This is a genomic window from Rheinheimera pacifica, assembly GCF_024809855.1.
Taxonomy (GTDB): Bacteria; Pseudomonadota; Gammaproteobacteria; order Enterobacterales; family Alteromonadaceae; genus Alishewanella; species Alishewanella pacifica_A.
Genome location: NZ_JANUEM010000004.1, coordinates 299142 through 313416 on the forward strand (window position 1 = coordinate 299142; position 14275 = coordinate 313416).

A 14275-nucleotide genomic window follows, 5' to 3' on the forward strand; every position below is an offset into this window, starting at 1 on the left:
ACTAAAGTTAAGCCCCGTGGCTGAACAGTTAACTGGTACGGGCACGGGGCTTAAATGGATTGACTATGCTGGCTTACTCGTCGATAGAGTTTTTGTAACCGGCTGCGTCTAACAGCGCTGATAACTCAGAGGTATCAGACACTTTAATTTTAAACATCCAACCATCTTCGTACGGGCTGCTGTTTACCAGCTCTGGTGCATCGGCCAGTGCTTCGTTAACTTCTACAATTTCACCAGACAGCGGCGCATAAATATCAGAGGCAGCTTTAACAGATTCGGCTACGGCGCAGTCATCGCCCTGGGTTACGGCATCGCCTACGTCCGGCAGCTCAACAAACACCATATCACCCAGCAGACCCTGGGCGTGTTCAGTAATACCTACAGTGTAGATACCGTTGCCTTCGTCGCGCGCCCACTCGTGGCTGCTGGCGTATTTCAATGTATTAGGAATTGAGCTCATTGTTTAATCCTTAGCTGGTGTCTTTTATTTAATATAGTTTTTAATTACTGTCACAGTTTAGATGACTTTCTTACTCATGCGCACGAAAGCAGGTTTAACTACTTTAACCGGCACCATCTTACCGCGAATATCAACTTCAGCTACCTCGCCCACCGTAGCCGGTACCCGTGCCATCGCAATACTGTAGCCCAGAGTAGGCGAGAAAGTGCCAGAGGTAATTTCACCTTCGCCGCCTTCTACCACTACGCGCTGGCCATGGCGTAATACGCCTTTGGCTTCCATTACCAGGCCAACCAGTTTGAAGGTGCCTTCGGCTTTATGCTGCTCTAACGCTTTACGGCCGATAAAGTTACGCTCTTCTGGTGCCCAGGCGATAGTCCACCCCATATTGGCCGCCAGTGGCGATACGCTTTCGTCCATATCCTGGCCGTATAAGTTCATACCGGCTTCTAAACGCAGGGTATCACGCGCACCTAAACCGGCTGGCGCTACACCAGCATCCAGCAATTTTTGCCAGAAGTCGGCAGCTTGCTCGTTTGGCAGGGCAATTTCGTAACCGTCTTCACCGGTGTAACCGGTAGTGGCAATAAACAGTTCACCGGCCTGCACACCAAAAAATGGTTTCATACCGGCAACAGCAGCTTGCTGCTCAGCCGTTAATAAGGTGGCTACTTTAGTTTTAGCATTCGGGCCCTGTACGGCAATCATGGCGAACTCAGGGCGCTCGGTAACGCTTACACCAAAAGCACCGGCTTCTTTAGTGATGTGAGCTAAGTCTTTTTCACGGGTGGCTGAATTAACCACCAGGCGGAAGAAATCTTCCTGCAGAAAATACACAATTAAATCGTCAATTACGCCACCGGCTTCATTTAACATGCCACTGTACAGCGCTTTGCCCGGCACGGTCAGTTTTGCTACATCGTTTGCCAGCAAATAACGTAAAAAGGCGCGGGTGTCTGCGCCTTTTAAGTCAACAATAGTCATGTGGGAAACGTCGAACATACCAGCGTCGCGGCGTACCGCGTGGTGTTCTTCAATTTGAGAGCCGTAGTTGATTGGCATGTCCCAGCCGAAGAAGTCGACCATTTTGGCACCGGCTTCGAGGTGTTTGCCATGTAACGCAGTTTGATTAGCCATTGTTATGTCCTGCTTAATGTAAGGCCCGCAAGGCGCCGGAAATTCAGCGCAGCTGCTTGGTTTTAGTTAACTTAGGCAGCATCAGCGGATAAAAAGGCGCCCGGATTATAACGCAAGGCTACCGTTGCCAACAGCCCCAGATTAATTAGTTTTTGTAATGCGACTGCCGCAATAACCAAAAAAACTAACTCAGGCGCGCCGCGCCGTTTTGGCCTGTGGCTTGGCCAGTTTGGGCAAGTCACCACTGTTGCCAAGGGCTGCAGCAATGATCTGGCCTTTTAGCCACGGCAGTTGGTTAACACTACTCATACCAACAGCTCTTACCAGCTTTAGCAGCGGCTGCGAACTGCTAAAACCACGTTTAAAAGCTTCCATCGCTGCGATCAGAGTTTGTGCCTCAGCCTTACGCCAGCGCTCATAACGGCGCAGCATGCGGTTGTCGGTAAAGTCTTTATTATTGCTAACATATTCACTGATTAGTTCTGCTAATGCAGTAACGTCCATCAGGCCTAAATTCATGCCCTGCCCGGCTAACGGATGAATGCTGTGCGCCGCATCAGCCACCAACACCACCCGGCCACGCAGCCAATTGCTGGCATAGCGCATTTTCAGGCCAAAAGCTTTCGGCGTATTGTGTAGCTGCAACACTCCCAGCACACTGTTACTGGCCGCAGTAAGTGCCTGATTAAAGGTGTTGTTGTCCATTGCCAGCAGCTCTTTGGCCCGTTCAGGGTTACAGCTCCAGACAATAGAACATTGTTGCGGATCAGGCAGCGGTAACAGGGCCAGCGGCCCGGTTGGCAAAAATACCTGTCTGGCGGTATTCTGGTGCGGCTGTTCAGTATTAATAGTGGCAACTATGGCCTGCTGCTCGTAATCCCAATGGGTAAGCGGCAGTTGCATCGCCGTGCGTACCATCGAATTTACGCCATCGGCACCTACCAGCAAGCGGCTTAACAGTAATTGCTGCTGGTTAATGTTAATCAGCACATCACGTTCGCTTTGCACCAGGCTGTTAATGCTGCAGTTAAACTCAAAGCGTACATTGCTGTGCGGCTGTAACTGCTGATACAACGCCACACGAACCTGTTCGTTGTCGCAAATCCAGCCCAGTTCAGGCAAGCGTTCGGCTTTGGCATCAAATCCAATACGGGCAAAGCTGTCGGCATCCCACACCTGCATACGGTTATAGCTTTGTGCTGTAGCGGCAATAGCAGGCCAGGCTCCAATGTGGCTAAGCACCCGCTGCGATGCCAGGTTAAGTGCGCTAACGCGCTGATGGTTAATATTGCTGCTATGCGGCGCGCTGCCCTGTTCCAGTACAACAATTTGCAGGCCAAGGGGGGCCAGCAGCAAAGCCAGCGTTAAACCGGCGCTGCCAGCCCCAACAATAGTAATATCAACATTTTGCATGTTAGCTCCGCAGCCCCATGGCTTGTTCGGCCACCGGGCGTTTTAATTCATCGCAAAGAGTCATGGCCAGTAAACCGGTATTACGTGCCAGCGCCATTAAGCGCGAGCGGTTAGAAAAAATACGCACCAGGGCATCGGTGGCAGTGGTTACGGTATTGATATCTTGCTGGCGGGCTTGCTGATAGGCGCGCAGCATGGCATAACCACCAATATCGTGCGGCGCAGCTGTAACCTGGCGTACCAGCCCGGCAATATCGCGCAGCGCCAGATTAAAGCCCTGGCCAGCTATTGGGTGTACATTGTGCAAACTGTTACCTAGCAGCGCTGTGCGATGACGCACTATATCGCCGCTGACACGTAAACTAAGCGGGTAACTGGCCCGTTTACCTGCCCCACTGAAGATACCGGCGCGATAGCCAAATGCCTGCTGTACCTGTGCGACAAAGGCAGTGTCGTCAAGCTGCATTAATTTATCTGCATCTTGCGGTGTGGCGGTGTACACCAGTGAATAGCGCTGGCGGGTAAGCGGCAACAATGCGATGGGGCCATGTTCAGTAAAACGCTCAAACGCCGTATGCTGATGTCCCTGCGCTAATGCCAGATTGGCGATAACGGCATGCTGCTGATACTGGCGCTCCTGCACTGCAAAACCTGCCAGGCTGCGGCTGGGTGATACCCCCCCTTCGGCAATCAGCAGTAATTTGGCTTGCAGCACGGTACCGTCATTTAATATCAGCATCTGCTGCTGTTGCATTGGCGTTATTGCAGTAAGGGTATTGGGGGCAAAGCGCAGTAACTGTTTATAACCTGCCAGTTTTTGTGCCAATAGCGCGCCTAAGTGCTCTACTTCCAGCACATACCCCAGTGCCTGTTGCTGGTATTCTGCCGCACTAAGCCGGGTTTTACCGAAATGGCCGCGATCAGATACATGAATATGCTCAATGGCGCAGGCTTTAGGTTTAATGTCAGGCCAAAGCCCCCATTGCTGCAGCAAATCAACACTGGCTGCAGCCAGCGCTATACTGCGGCTGTCAAAACTGGCCTGGCTAACAGTTTCAGCTTGCTGTTCAATAATCGCCAGCTTAAGCGCCGGGTTAGCCTGCAGCAATGCCCAGGCCAAAGTGCTGCCAGCCATACCGCCGCCACTGATCACAATATCAAACAGCGGTAAATCTGAAATTACAGCAGTCTGTGTCATTTAATGTAATGTCTTATTGCCAATGGGCTTAGGGCTGAATTTTTGTCCCACTTCGGTATAACAGGCCAATGCCATCATACGGATATGCTCCAGCACCAGGAAATACGCTTCTTCGTTTTCTTCGCTGCTGCCATCATCGGTGGTGTGGATATCAATACGGGTAACTTCACTCAGTTGATCCAGTGCTTCGCGTACGTCGTCAGATACCAGCGACAGATCAGTTTGCTGTACGGCGAAACCCACCAGAAAAGCCTGAGTCCATTCAACCATGGCGTCAAGGCGCTCTGGCAGGCTGTCGTCATCGCTTGGCAATAACATGCTAAAACTAAAGTCGTTTTGTGCCAATTCTTTGTGGGTAAGCTCAATAAGCCCGGCGACATGTTGCTTAACCTCTGCCGGTAATGCCTGGCCATCGTTAAGAAAATCGTGCAGCACCGGTAGCAACTGTTGCGCATCAGGCTCGACTCCGGCACTTAATAAACCGGCAATTAAACCATGCACTTCTGCAGCAGACGCCATAACATAAGCCTGATCCAGCTTGTAAGTCCACTCGTCGTAGGTTAGTAAAAAAGGGCTGCTCATATAACTGTTCGTGCTGTGATTACCTGCCTTTATGCTACCACCCCGGCGAAAAAGCGCCAACCTTCGCACTGTAGTTTTAATAATGGCTTAAAGCGTAAACAAAAGTTGCTGCAAAACCATGCAACTAACATCGGCAGGCACAAAACTGCGATGAATAACCTTATACAGAGCAAACTGCGGTGTTATACTCAAGCCTGTTCTCTGGATTGTTAGTGATCAGGTGGATGTCCCTGAGCCGATAATTGTTTTTACCCAGGGATTCTTCTGCGCTGCCAGTGTGCAAGCCCGGCCCGTACCGGGAAGCCTGAGGCAGCCATCTGACTCCCGCCTTGAACCTATGGTTCAAGGGCTAACACCAGACACGGCAATTTGGAGAACCTCTTTTATTCTGCCGCCGTTCAGGCATACTTATTTGCATGACCAGTACCATACCCAAGCCAGCTTTGCCCGACACAACAAACCAGCGCCAGCAACTGAGAAAACTTACCCGTTCTAAAAGGCAACAGCTCAGTGCTGAGGCGCAGCAACAGGTAGCTACAGATTTAGCCGCAAAGGTGCTTGCCAGCAATATTATTACGCCAGGCCAGCATATAGCGCTGTATTTAGCCAACGACGGCGAGCTGGATACCTATCCGCTTATTCAGGCTCTATGGCAGCTGGGCAAAAGCGTTTATCTGCCGGTACTGCACCCCTTTGTTGCCGGGTATTTGTTGTTTGTGCGCTACGATAAAGACACCCTGCTGTACCCGAATAAATTTGGCATACCTGAACCTTTGCCAGCCTGCCACCGGCTGATACCGCTGCAGCAGCTGGATATTATTTTTACGCCGTTGGTTGCCTTTGATGCTGCCGGTAACCGCCTGGGTATGGGCGGCGGCTTTTATGATCGCACTTTGTCACAACTCTCCCCCGACAGCCACTGTCAGGTTATCGGCCTGGCGCATAACTGCCAGCAGGTTGATGCTGTGCCAGGTGAAGCCTGGGATATTCCGCTAAAGCAGATTATTACGCCGGATCACTACTTCGATTTTCGTCGAGCAATTGATGCTTAATCACAAAAGCAGGCCAGAAACGCGATCTGGTCGTCACAGAGTGTCTGAGCCCTGCCGCAGGCAGTAGGGCGAGTTGCTGTGACGAGCCAGAGCAGGTATTGTGGCCGGCGTTTGCTCACTGCAACATCGGCAAACAACTGTTTTGCCCTTTTTCCGTTTTTGCCCTTTTGTCAGCAGGCCCTTTCGATATAATATCCATCTGTATGGCTAAACGAATTTGGAACAGCTGATGACACAAGATGAAATGAAGAAAAACGCCGCCTGGGCTGCACTGGAGTTTATTCCGCGTAATACCGTGGTTGGCGTGGGCACCGGCTCTACGGTAAATCATTTTATCGACGCCCTGGCCAGCATTAAGTATGACATTAAAGGTGCGGTGTCCAGCTCGGTACAATCTACTGAAAAACTTAAAGCGCTGGGTATCGAGGTGCTGGATCTAAACAGCATTGACAGCTTTAGTGTGTATGTTGACGGCGCCGATGAAATAAACGCGCAAAAACATATGATTAAAGGCGGTGGCGCTGCCCTTACCCGTGAAAAAATCGTTGCAGCAGTTGCCGATACCTTTATTTGCATTGTTGATCAAAGCAAACAGGTTGAAATGCTGGGCAAATTCCCGTTGCCGGTAGAAGTGATCCCAATGGCCGGCAGCTATGTTGCACGCGAACTGACCAAACTCGGTGGCCGGCCGGTATTACGCGCCGGTGTAACCACTGATAACGGCAATGTGATCCTCGATGTATACGATTTAATTATCAGCGACCCGCTTAAACTGGAGCAACAAGTTAATAATATTGTCGGCGTAGTCACCAATGGCATCTTTGCGCAGCGCGCTGCCGACATGGTATTGGTAGGCAGTGCCACAGGTACACAGGTTATTCGCTAAATAACAGCTCAAGGCCACGAAAAACTATAACAATAATAACTAACAAACTGATTTTACTTTTAATTTATTGAAGAGACGTGACATGGAAAAATTTTCGCTGGCCAAAGACAAAATTAAAATATTGCTATTAGAAGGCCTGCACCAAAGCGCAGTGCAAAGTTTTAAAAACCAGGGTTATAGCAATATTGAGTATTTAAAAACGTCCCTGCCGGAAGACGAACTGATTGAGCGCATAAAAGATGCGCACTTTATCGGGATCCGCTCGCGCACCCAACTGACTGAAAAAGTACTGGACGCCGCCGGTAAACTGGTCGCTATTGGTTGTTTCTGTATTGGTACCAACCAGGTAGATTTAACCGCAGCATTAAAACGTGCTATTCCGGTATTTAATGCGCCGTTTTCCAATACCCGCTCAGTAGCCGAGCTGGTGCTGGGGCAAATTATTATGCTGCTACGTGGTATTCCACAGCGTAACGCTGCCGCCCACCGGGGCGAATGGCAAAAAACAGCCAATAACTCTTTTGAAGCGCGCGGTAAAACCCTCGGCATTATCGGCTACGGCCATATCGGCACGCAGCTGAGCATTATGGCTGAGAATATTGGTATGCGCGTTCAGTTTTACGATATCGAAGACAAACTGGTGCTGGGCAACGCTACCCAGGTTAATTTTAGCACCTTGTTAAAAACGTCAGACGTGATCAGCCTGCATGTTCCAGAAACAGCACAAACCAAAAATATGATTGGTGAAGCTGAACTGGAATTAATGAAACCCGGCAGTATTTTAATTAATGCCTCACGTGGCACAGTGGTAGATATTGATGCATTAACCGAGGCACTGCATAACAAAAAGCTGGCTGGCGCCGCTATTGATGTGTTTCCGGTTGAGCCTAAAGGTAATGATGAAGAGTTTATCTCCCCACTGCGCGCTTTTGATAATGTGATCCTGACACCGCACATTGGGGGCTCTACCCAGGAAGCGCAGGAAAATATCGGCTTTGAAGTAGCCGGTAAAATGGTGAAATACAGTGACAACGGCTCAACACTTTCCGCAGTGAATTTTCCGGAAGTATCACTGCCAGAGCACAAAGGCCGTTCACGCTTGTTGCATGTTCATAAAAATCAGCCAGGTGTGCTGACCAAAATTAACGAGGCTTTTGCCCGGCTGAATATTAATATTGCCGGCCAGTACCTGCAAACCAATGCTGATATTGGCTATGTGGTTATAGATATTGATTCAGACGATGTTGAACAGGCGTTAAATGAGCTGAAAGCGATACCCGGCACCTTACGCGCCCGTGTATTACACTGATTTTTCAGCCATAAAACTCAAAGACAAAAAAGCCGGTTTGCACCGGCTTTTTACATCAGAACGTATACACCAGCGAAGCAGACGTTTCAGTGTCCGTTTGCTTGCGAGCCCCTTCGGGATCAGAGTTAAACTTCACCACAAAATTAAACCGCATTGACAAACTGCCTGCCAGCTGTGCAGTTACACTGCTGCGGCTTAACAAGGTCGAGTTTTCACCATTAAGCGACACAGTGCTTTCCAGTGTCTGGCGAAACTTGGTGGTATCGTATAACTGATAATCCAGGTTTGCCGCAAGATACCAGATCAGGCCGGTATTGGTGTTACCCGACGCCGCTTCCTGGTGGCCAAAACCAGGGCCGGTTTCCAGATCAAAGTAGTCGCTTTGCTTTTCATAAATCCGGTTACCATAACCTACCACCAGAGAAGCCTGCTCTTTAAAAGCACCAAACTTATCATGCAGGTAAGCTCCGCGGCCAAACACTGTTTGCCTGCCTGTAACAATTTTATAGTTACTCTGGCCGGTAAGGCCATAACGGCTGGCGGTCGTAACCTGATTTTTGTCGCCGGTGCTGGCATTGGTAACATTGTTTTTTTGCAACAGGCTTTGTAAATGATAGCGGTTACGAAAATACTCCAGTTCGTGCACCAGCTCACTATTCGCCCGTATAGCAAAAGAGTCAGTGTTACCTGACGTCAGCAAAAAGCCCAGCTCCACATCACCTGTCACCGTACCAAAGAAGCCTATTGGCTGCAGTGGCTCTTCGCTGCTGGGTAAGTGTTCTGTTTCGCTCGCTTGTACCCCATACAAGCAAAGCATCAGCACAGCGCTGATACCTTTGTAAAAAGAAGGCATTATTCCGCTTGGTCACTCCTTTTATATAAATTAGTTACCCATGAGTCGTATTGCCATCCCGGTTGTTATTATTTGTTCCCTGCCTTTCGGCATTTTTATTGTATCAGCCCCACTAAACCTGCCCAGTGATACTGAACCGGGTTATTGGGGCTTTTAACGCTAAAATGATTATTGCTCTGTTTCTGCCGCACGCTGCTGCACTGCAACAATGGCTTTTTGCAACCGCGCCAGGCTACGTGTTTTACCAATCAAAGCCAGCGTAATATCCAAAGCCGGTGAATTACCACCACCGGTAACAGCCACCCGCAGCGGCATACCAATTTTACCCATGCCCACACCCAGCTGCTCTGCCGTAGCGTTTATAGCATTATGAATAACCGGCACTGACCACTCGCTTAATGCATCCAGTTTGGCTGCAACAGCCTGTAAAGGTTCCAGCGCAACCGGGCGTAAATGTTTTTTTGCCGCTTCTGCATCAAAGTCGCTGAAGTCTTCATAGAAATAGCGGCTTACCTCTACCATTTCTTTAAGCGTTTTTACCCGCTCGGCCTGCGCTTTTACCAGCTCAGTTAACGCCGGGCCATTGCTGGTATCCAGTTTTTGCTCTGCAAGATGCCACTGCAGTTGTGCTGCAACCTGTTCTGCCGGCAGGGTTTTCATATAATGCTGGTTTAACCAAATCAGTTTGTCGGTGTTAAATGCCGACGGAGCACGGTTACAGCTATCCAGATCAAACAGTTGAACCAGCTCGTCTTTGCTGAAAATTTCCTGATCACCATGTGACCAGCCCAAACGCACTAAATAATTAAGCAAGGCCTCGGGTAAAAAGCCGTTATCGCGGTACTGCATTACACCCACCGCACCGTGGCGCTTGGATAACCGTTTACCATCATCGCCGAGGATCATTGGCACATGAGCATATTTCGGAATGTCAGCACCCAGCGCTGCCAGAATATTCATCTGCCGTGGTGTGTTATTAACATGGTCGTCGCCGCGGATCACGTGAGTTATACCCATTTTCCAGTCGTCTACCACCACAGTAAGGTTATAGGTAGGTGTGCCATCGCTGCGGGCAATAATTAAGTCGTCCAGCTCGCTGTTGGCAATTTCAATACGGCCTTTTATTAAGTCATCAATTACCACAGTGCCGCTTTGCGGGTTTTTGAAACGGATAACGAAAGGTTTATCCGCCGGATGATCAGTGCGGTCACGCCACATACCGTTATAGCGCGGTTTTTCACCGGCAGCGGCTTGCGCTTCGCGCATAGCGTCAACTTCTTCTATGGTGCAAAAACACTTATAAGCCTTACCATCTGCCAACAGCTGTGCAACCACTTCTTTATACAGATCAAAGCGCTTGGTTTGGTAGTACGGGCCTTCGTCGTAATCCAGCCCCAGCCAGGTCATGCCTTCTAAAATAGCATCAACCGACGCCTGGGTAGAACGCTCTAAGTCGGTATCTTCAATACGCAGAATAAATTTTCCGCCGTTCTTTTTGGCATATAACCAGCTGAACAAAGCAGTTCGGGCGCCACCAACGTGTAAATAACCAGTTGGGCTTGGTGCAAAACGGGTAACAAGAGACATAGTTTATCCATCACAGTGCAATAATGGCGGCTATTGTAACAATGCCGCGCACCGGATGCACTCGCTAAGGCAAAGCGGCAGCCACTGTTTTGTACTAAAGCACGGCAGAATGTTTACTTTTGCAGCAGGCAAACCACAATTGCCAAAATAATGTTGACAGCTTTTTCATGCTCCCTATAATGAGCGCCATCAAACAGCGTGGATTGTTAGCTCAGCTGGGAGAGCACCGCCCTTACAAGGCGGGGGTCACTGGTTCGAACCCAGTACAATCCACCAAATTTGATGTAAAGACTTATCCCATGGATTGTTAGCTCAGCTGGGAGAGCACCGCCCTTACAAGGCGGGGGTCACTGGTTCGAACCCAGTACAATCCACCAAAAATTTTTATACTCCCATGGATTGTTAGCTCAGCTGGGAGAGCACCGCCCTTACAAGGCGGGGGTCACTGGTTCGAACCCAGTACAATCCACCACTTCCTGATAAAACCATAGCAAAGCACCGCCCTCTCTTTATTAAGACACGGTTGCCACTGCCTCGAAGCATTGCATGCCGCCCCAGTACAATCCACCACTTCCTGATAAAACCCGTAGCAAATAACCTGAAGTAAATCTTATCTTCTGCTGTTCTGCATTGTTAAAAACTTGCTATAGTAAAGTCAGTCTTCTGTCCCGGATCTGCTTTATTCCTATGGAACCCGCCGTTAAACGCGACGAACGCATTCTGATAATTGATGATCAAAGCCTGAGCCAGAGTTTTCTGCGTTATGCGCTGGAACAATTGGGGTATCAGAATATTGTATTAGCCGACCGGGCCCAAACCGCCCTGCAACTTTGCCGGCAAAATAGCTACGATTTAATGATCTGCGATTACAACCTGGCTAAAGGCAAAGATGGCTACCAGTTATTTGATGAATTAAAAAGCCGAGGTTTACATAAACCTGCCGGCGGCGTGATTTTTATCAGCGCAGAAACAGATCCCGCGCTGGTACACAGTGTGCTGGAATTACAGCCCGATGAGTTTATGGCCAAGCCGTTTGTTATCCGCGATTTGCAGCAGCGTATTGAGCGGGTGCTAAAACGCAAACAGTTGCTACGGCCGGTTTATGAGTTGCTGGAACAAAATGCACTGGACAAAGCATTACAGCATATCAATATTCAGCTTGGTAAAACTGAGTTGCACAAGCTGTTTCCTCTGCTGCTTAAAATTAAGGGTGATATTTTACTGCTGCAAGCTAATTGGGACGAGGCCAGTGTGTTTTTTACGGCCATGCTACAAATTCAGCCATTTAGCTGGGCCAGAATTGGCCAGGTACGCTGTTTATTGCAGCAAGGCCACGAACAACAAGCTTTTGCTGAACTGGAGCAAATGCTAAAACGGCAGGAAACCAGGCTGTTTGCTCTGGACAACCTCAGTGAGCTGGAGTTTCGCCAACAGCATTACCAAGAAGCTCAACAACATATTCTGGCCGCTGCGAACATAGCCCCGCGTAATCTGCTACGTCAGCAAAAACTGTTGCAGTTGTCACGGCTAAACCATGATTACGAAATTCAATACCGTGCCGCCCGCGATATGGTTAAATTTGCCCGCAATTCAATTTATGAACAACCCGATTTATATCTGAATATGGCGCGCGCCAGCATAGATTTCGCCCTTAGCACTGAAGATACTGAGCAGCAGTCCCGGCTTAATCGCCAGGCCACATTGTCACTGAATATGGTGCAGCACCAATTTGCCAGCCACAAATTGACTGAGCAACAACAGGTGTTACAAGCCCGGCTGATGTACCTGCAGGATCACCGCGATAAGGCCCGGCAATTGCTGGCAGAGCTTGAACCCCAACCTGAAATTACCTCGCTGGAAGATGCGTTGGATAAAGCCAAGGCTTTGCATGAAGTAGGCTTAGCCGATGCGTCCAGACAACTGTTCCGGCAGATTACCGAACACTGCCGTAAACAGCAGCCTGAGCAGGTATTTATGCAATATCTGCAGCAAGAGCAGCAAGAGCGCGAACGTATGCCGCAAGGCCCCAGAGAGCTGAATAACAATGCAGTGCGCCTGTACCAGCACGGCAACTGGCAAGAAGCGTTTGCTGCTTTTGTTATGGCCGCCCAGGTTATGCCGAAAAATGCTGGCATAGCGCTTAACCTGCTGCAAACACTGCTAACCTCCCCCCGCCAGCTTTGCCCGCCACAACAACGCCAGAGCTTGTTGCAACAATGCCAGCAGCTGATTGACGGCAGTAAACTTAAAGCCGGACAACAAGAGCGTTACCTGCAATTAAGGCAAAAGTACTTAGACGAAACCGCTGTTTAGCCAAACCAAGTGCGGCAACATACGTACAATATACGTTCATTATTTACTTGACTTTGATGCTCTGGCCTCACAGTATATATACGTACAATAACCGTACAGGAGAAATAGCATGACTTCATTAGCTTTGAAAAAAGACGCCCGGCTGGATTTGAAGACCACACAGCAAAATAAGGAGTTGCTGGCACACGCAGCCCTTTTGCGCGGGGTTGATATGACGAGTTTTATCATTGAACCGGCATTAAAAGCCGCAAGACAGGTAATAGAACAAGCGCAACTGCAACAATCAGAACAAGTTGCATTGTTTAAAGCGTTATCTAAACCTGCAAAACCTACTGAAGAGTTAAAGGACTTACTTTCAGCAGGAACCTTTAGTGAACGATAAGAAATTTGTTATAGAGCAATATGACACGAGCAAAACGTATTTCCAGCAGAAAAAATTTGACTGCGGAAACAAGATTATTAATAAGTTTGTTCACTCATCACTAAAAAAGCAGATCAGCCAGCACTTTTCTCAGGCTTACGTGTTATTGGATACCGGGAACAGTGAATGTTTTTCTGCTTTTTATACCTTAGCGTCCTTTAAATTATCGGCACCGGAGTTAGACAAGCTGTCTCAGGGCAGTTTACCCAGAGATATTCCCTGCGTTCGCCTGGTGATGTTAGGCGTCGATAAAAGCCTGCAAGGGCAAGGCATCGGAAAAAAAATGATGTCTGATGCATTACACAGGGTACACAGAGCGTCAAAAGAAATTGGTATTTACGGGCTATATCTGGATGCCGATCTTGATGCCATTGCCTTTTATCTGTTACTGGGGTTTATCCGTCTCGACGAAGGTAGCCAAAACGATATCGCAAAAATGTTTCTCAGTATCCAAACAATTAAAGCGTTACTCGGATGATGACCTTTTCCCCAAATTAAAACCATGACATTGATGACAAGGACTTCCCTACATCTCACCAGTAGAACAGATCAATCTGTCCAGCCCCACCAGTTAGTGGCACTGGACAAATCTGTGCAGCCTGCTGGTCAACGCTGATCACTTCTACCGGCACCCGCTGCCCTGCATGCTGATGGCTTTGATCACTGCTGGGTTTTATGTCGGTGTGTGATTGCTCAATTAAAAAAATAGCTATCAAACATAGTTAGAAATTGCTGATTTATAATCTTCGACGACTCCTAGGAAATACTTTAGTGGGACAACGCCAGATTTTAACTCATACCCATATTGCGGATGATCGAAATAAGGATCAGGTTCTAATCGCCATACAAAATTTAATAAATCATCTTTCGCATATACAAGGATACAGAAATCGTCAAACGACTCACCTAAAGAAATTAAATGCTTCCCGGTTTCCTCGGCCAGCAACAGCTCGAAAATTCTCTCAACATCTAAATAACTGATCCTAACTCTGATACACCCGCTGCAAGCCATGACCGCCTCCCGGAAACGGCGCGGCGTTATCCATAAAATGCTCAACCTGCTC

14 protein-coding genes, 3 tRNA genes and 1 other RNA gene are annotated in these 14275 nt (G+C 48.7%); 10 read left to right on the forward strand and 8 right to left on the reverse strand.

Features of this window, described 5'->3' with window-relative positions:
* Positions 1 to 73 precede the first annotated feature (73 nt).
* The 5 genes from gcvH to M2404_RS08565 form a co-directional block, all read right to left on the reverse strand.
* Entirely contained in the window at positions 74 to 460 is a 387-nt protein-coding gene (gene gcvH / locus M2404_RS08545; RefSeq protein WP_259239299.1) for a glycine cleavage system protein GcvH, read from the reverse strand.
* Positions 461 to 517: 57 nt separating this feature from the next.
* Positions 518 to 1597 carry a glycine cleavage system aminomethyltransferase GcvT gene (gene gcvT / locus M2404_RS08550; RefSeq protein WP_259239300.1) on the reverse strand — a complete coding sequence of 360 codons (1080 nt, stop codon included), beginning with the start codon at positions 1595 to 1597 and terminating at the stop codon, positions 518 to 520.
* A gap of 189 nt (positions 1598 to 1786) precedes the next feature.
* The gene (locus tag M2404_RS08555) at positions 1787 to 3010 is read right to left on the reverse strand and encodes an FAD-dependent monooxygenase (protein ID WP_259239301.1); all 1224 of its coding nucleotides are present in this window, start codon (positions 3008 to 3010) and stop codon (positions 1787 to 1789) included.
* Position 3011: 1 nt separating this feature from the next.
* Positions 3012 to 4208, reverse strand: coding sequence for a 2-octaprenyl-6-methoxyphenyl hydroxylase (gene ubiH, locus M2404_RS08560; protein ID WP_259239302.1), 1197 nt, complete (start codon positions 4206 to 4208; stop codon positions 3012 to 3014).
* Positions 4209 to 4790 carry a UPF0149 family protein gene (locus M2404_RS08565; protein ID WP_259239303.1) on the reverse strand — a complete coding sequence of 194 codons (582 nt, stop codon included), beginning with the start codon at positions 4788 to 4790 and terminating at the stop codon, positions 4209 to 4211. It abuts the gene before it with no gap.
* 195 nt (positions 4791 to 4985) lie between these two features.
* Between M2404_RS08565 and ssrS the strand changes: the two genes are divergently transcribed.
* The 4 genes from ssrS to serA all read left to right on the forward strand — a co-directional run bounded on the left by ssrS (position 4986) and on the right by serA (position 8037).
* A non-coding RNA gene (gene ssrS, locus M2404_RS08570) (6S RNA) lies at positions 4986 to 5170 on the forward strand.
* 36 nt (positions 5171 to 5206) lie between these two features.
* Positions 5207 to 5842: a 5-formyltetrahydrofolate cyclo-ligase gene (locus M2404_RS08575; RefSeq protein ID WP_259239304.1), complete on the forward strand. Its 636-nt coding sequence runs from the start codon at positions 5207 to 5209 to the stop codon at positions 5840 to 5842.
* Positions 5843 to 6071: 229 nt separating this feature from the next.
* Entirely contained in the window at positions 6072 to 6728 is a 657-nt protein-coding gene (gene rpiA / locus M2404_RS08580; protein WP_259239305.1) for a ribose-5-phosphate isomerase RpiA, read from the forward strand.
* Between the two features lie 82 nt (positions 6729 to 6810).
* Complete coding sequence (gene serA, locus M2404_RS08585) at positions 6811 to 8037, forward strand: phosphoglycerate dehydrogenase (RefSeq protein ID WP_259239306.1); 1227 nt, start codon at positions 6811 to 6813, stop codon at positions 8035 to 8037.
* 55 nt (positions 8038 to 8092) lie between these two features.
* Here the strand turns inward: serA and M2404_RS08590 are convergent, their stop codons facing one another.
* Both M2404_RS08590 and gltX read right to left on the reverse strand, forming a co-directional pair.
* Positions 8093 to 8890, reverse strand: a complete 798-nt coding sequence (locus tag M2404_RS08590; protein WP_259239307.1) for a DUF481 domain-containing protein — start codon at positions 8888 to 8890, stop codon at positions 8093 to 8095.
* Positions 8891 to 9058: 168 nt separating this feature from the next.
* A complete protein-coding gene (gltX, locus tag M2404_RS08595) occupies positions 9059 to 10477 on the reverse strand; it encodes a glutamate--tRNA ligase (RefSeq protein ID WP_259239309.1) in 1419 nt (472 codons plus the stop codon).
* Between the two features lie 200 nt (positions 10478 to 10677).
* Between gltX and M2404_RS08600 the strand changes: the two genes are divergently transcribed.
* The 6 genes from M2404_RS08600 (at position 10678) to M2404_RS08625 (ending at position 13689) form a co-directional block, all read left to right on the forward strand.
* Positions 10678 to 10753 (forward strand) — tRNA-Val (locus M2404_RS08600).
* A gap of 25 nt (positions 10754 to 10778) precedes the next feature.
* Positions 10779 to 10854, forward strand: a tRNA-Val gene (locus M2404_RS08605).
* Between the two features lie 19 nt (positions 10855 to 10873).
* Positions 10874 to 10949: transfer RNA gene (locus M2404_RS08610), tRNA-Val, on the forward strand.
* A 215-nt stretch (positions 10950 to 11164) separates the two neighbouring features.
* Entirely contained in the window at positions 11165 to 12790 is a 1626-nt protein-coding gene (locus M2404_RS08615; protein WP_259239310.1) for a tetratricopeptide repeat-containing response regulator, read from the forward strand.
* Positions 12791 to 12899: 109 nt separating this feature from the next.
* Positions 12900 to 13172 (forward strand): type II toxin-antitoxin system TacA family antitoxin, encoded by a 273-nt coding sequence (locus tag M2404_RS08620; RefSeq protein WP_259239311.1) that lies wholly within the window; start codon positions 12900 to 12902, stop codon positions 13170 to 13172.
* Entirely contained in the window at positions 13162 to 13689 is a 528-nt protein-coding gene (locus M2404_RS08625; protein ID WP_259239312.1) for a GNAT family N-acetyltransferase, read from the forward strand. Before M2404_RS08620 ends, M2404_RS08625 begins: the two co-directional genes overlap by 11 nt.
* A gap of 234 nt (positions 13690 to 13923) precedes the next feature.
* Here M2404_RS08625 and M2404_RS08630 read toward each other — a convergent pair.
* Positions 13924 to 14275, reverse strand: a 352-nt coding sequence (locus M2404_RS08630; RefSeq protein ID WP_259239314.1) for a hypothetical protein, incomplete at its 5' end; no start/stop codon positions are given.

Excerpts from the sequence above, each read along its gene's own strand:
- ubiH (WP_259239302.1), bottom strand. The coding sequence starts at position 4,208 with ATGACACAGACTGCTGTAATTTCAGATTTACCGCTGTTTGATATTGTG.
- rpiA (WP_259239305.1), top strand. The coding sequence starts at position 6,072 with ATGACACAAGATGAAATGAAGAAAAACGCCGCCTGGGCTGCACTGGAG.
- M2404_RS08565 (WP_259239303.1), bottom strand. The coding sequence starts at position 4,790 with ATGAGCAGCCCTTTTTTACTAACCTACGACGAGTGGACTTACAAGCTG.
- M2404_RS08575 (WP_259239304.1), top strand. The coding sequence starts at position 5,207 with ATGACCAGTACCATACCCAAGCCAGCTTTGCCCGACACAACAAACCAG.
- M2404_RS08555 (WP_259239301.1), bottom strand. The coding sequence starts at position 3,010 with ATGCAAAATGTTGATATTACTATTGTTGGGGCTGGCAGCGCCGGTTTA.
- M2404_RS08620 (WP_259239311.1), top strand. The coding sequence starts at position 12,900 with ATGACTTCATTAGCTTTGAAAAAAGACGCCCGGCTGGATTTGAAGACC.
- serA (WP_259239306.1), top strand. The coding sequence starts at position 6,811 with ATGGAAAAATTTTCGCTGGCCAAAGACAAAATTAAAATATTGCTATTA.
- gltX (WP_259239309.1), bottom strand. The coding sequence starts at position 10,477 with ATGTCTCTTGTTACCCGTTTTGCACCAAGCCCAACTGGTTATTTACAC.
- M2404_RS08615 (WP_259239310.1), top strand. The coding sequence starts at position 11,165 with ATGGAACCCGCCGTTAAACGCGACGAACGCATTCTGATAATTGATGAT.
- gcvH (WP_259239299.1), bottom strand. The coding sequence starts at position 460 with ATGAGCTCAATTCCTAATACATTGAAATACGCCAGCAGCCACGAGTGG.
- gcvT (WP_259239300.1), bottom strand. The coding sequence starts at position 1,597 with ATGGCTAATCAAACTGCGTTACATGGCAAACACCTCGAAGCCGGTGCC.
- M2404_RS08590 (WP_259239307.1), bottom strand. The coding sequence starts at position 8,890 with ATGCCTTCTTTTTACAAAGGTATCAGCGCTGTGCTGATGCTTTGCTTG.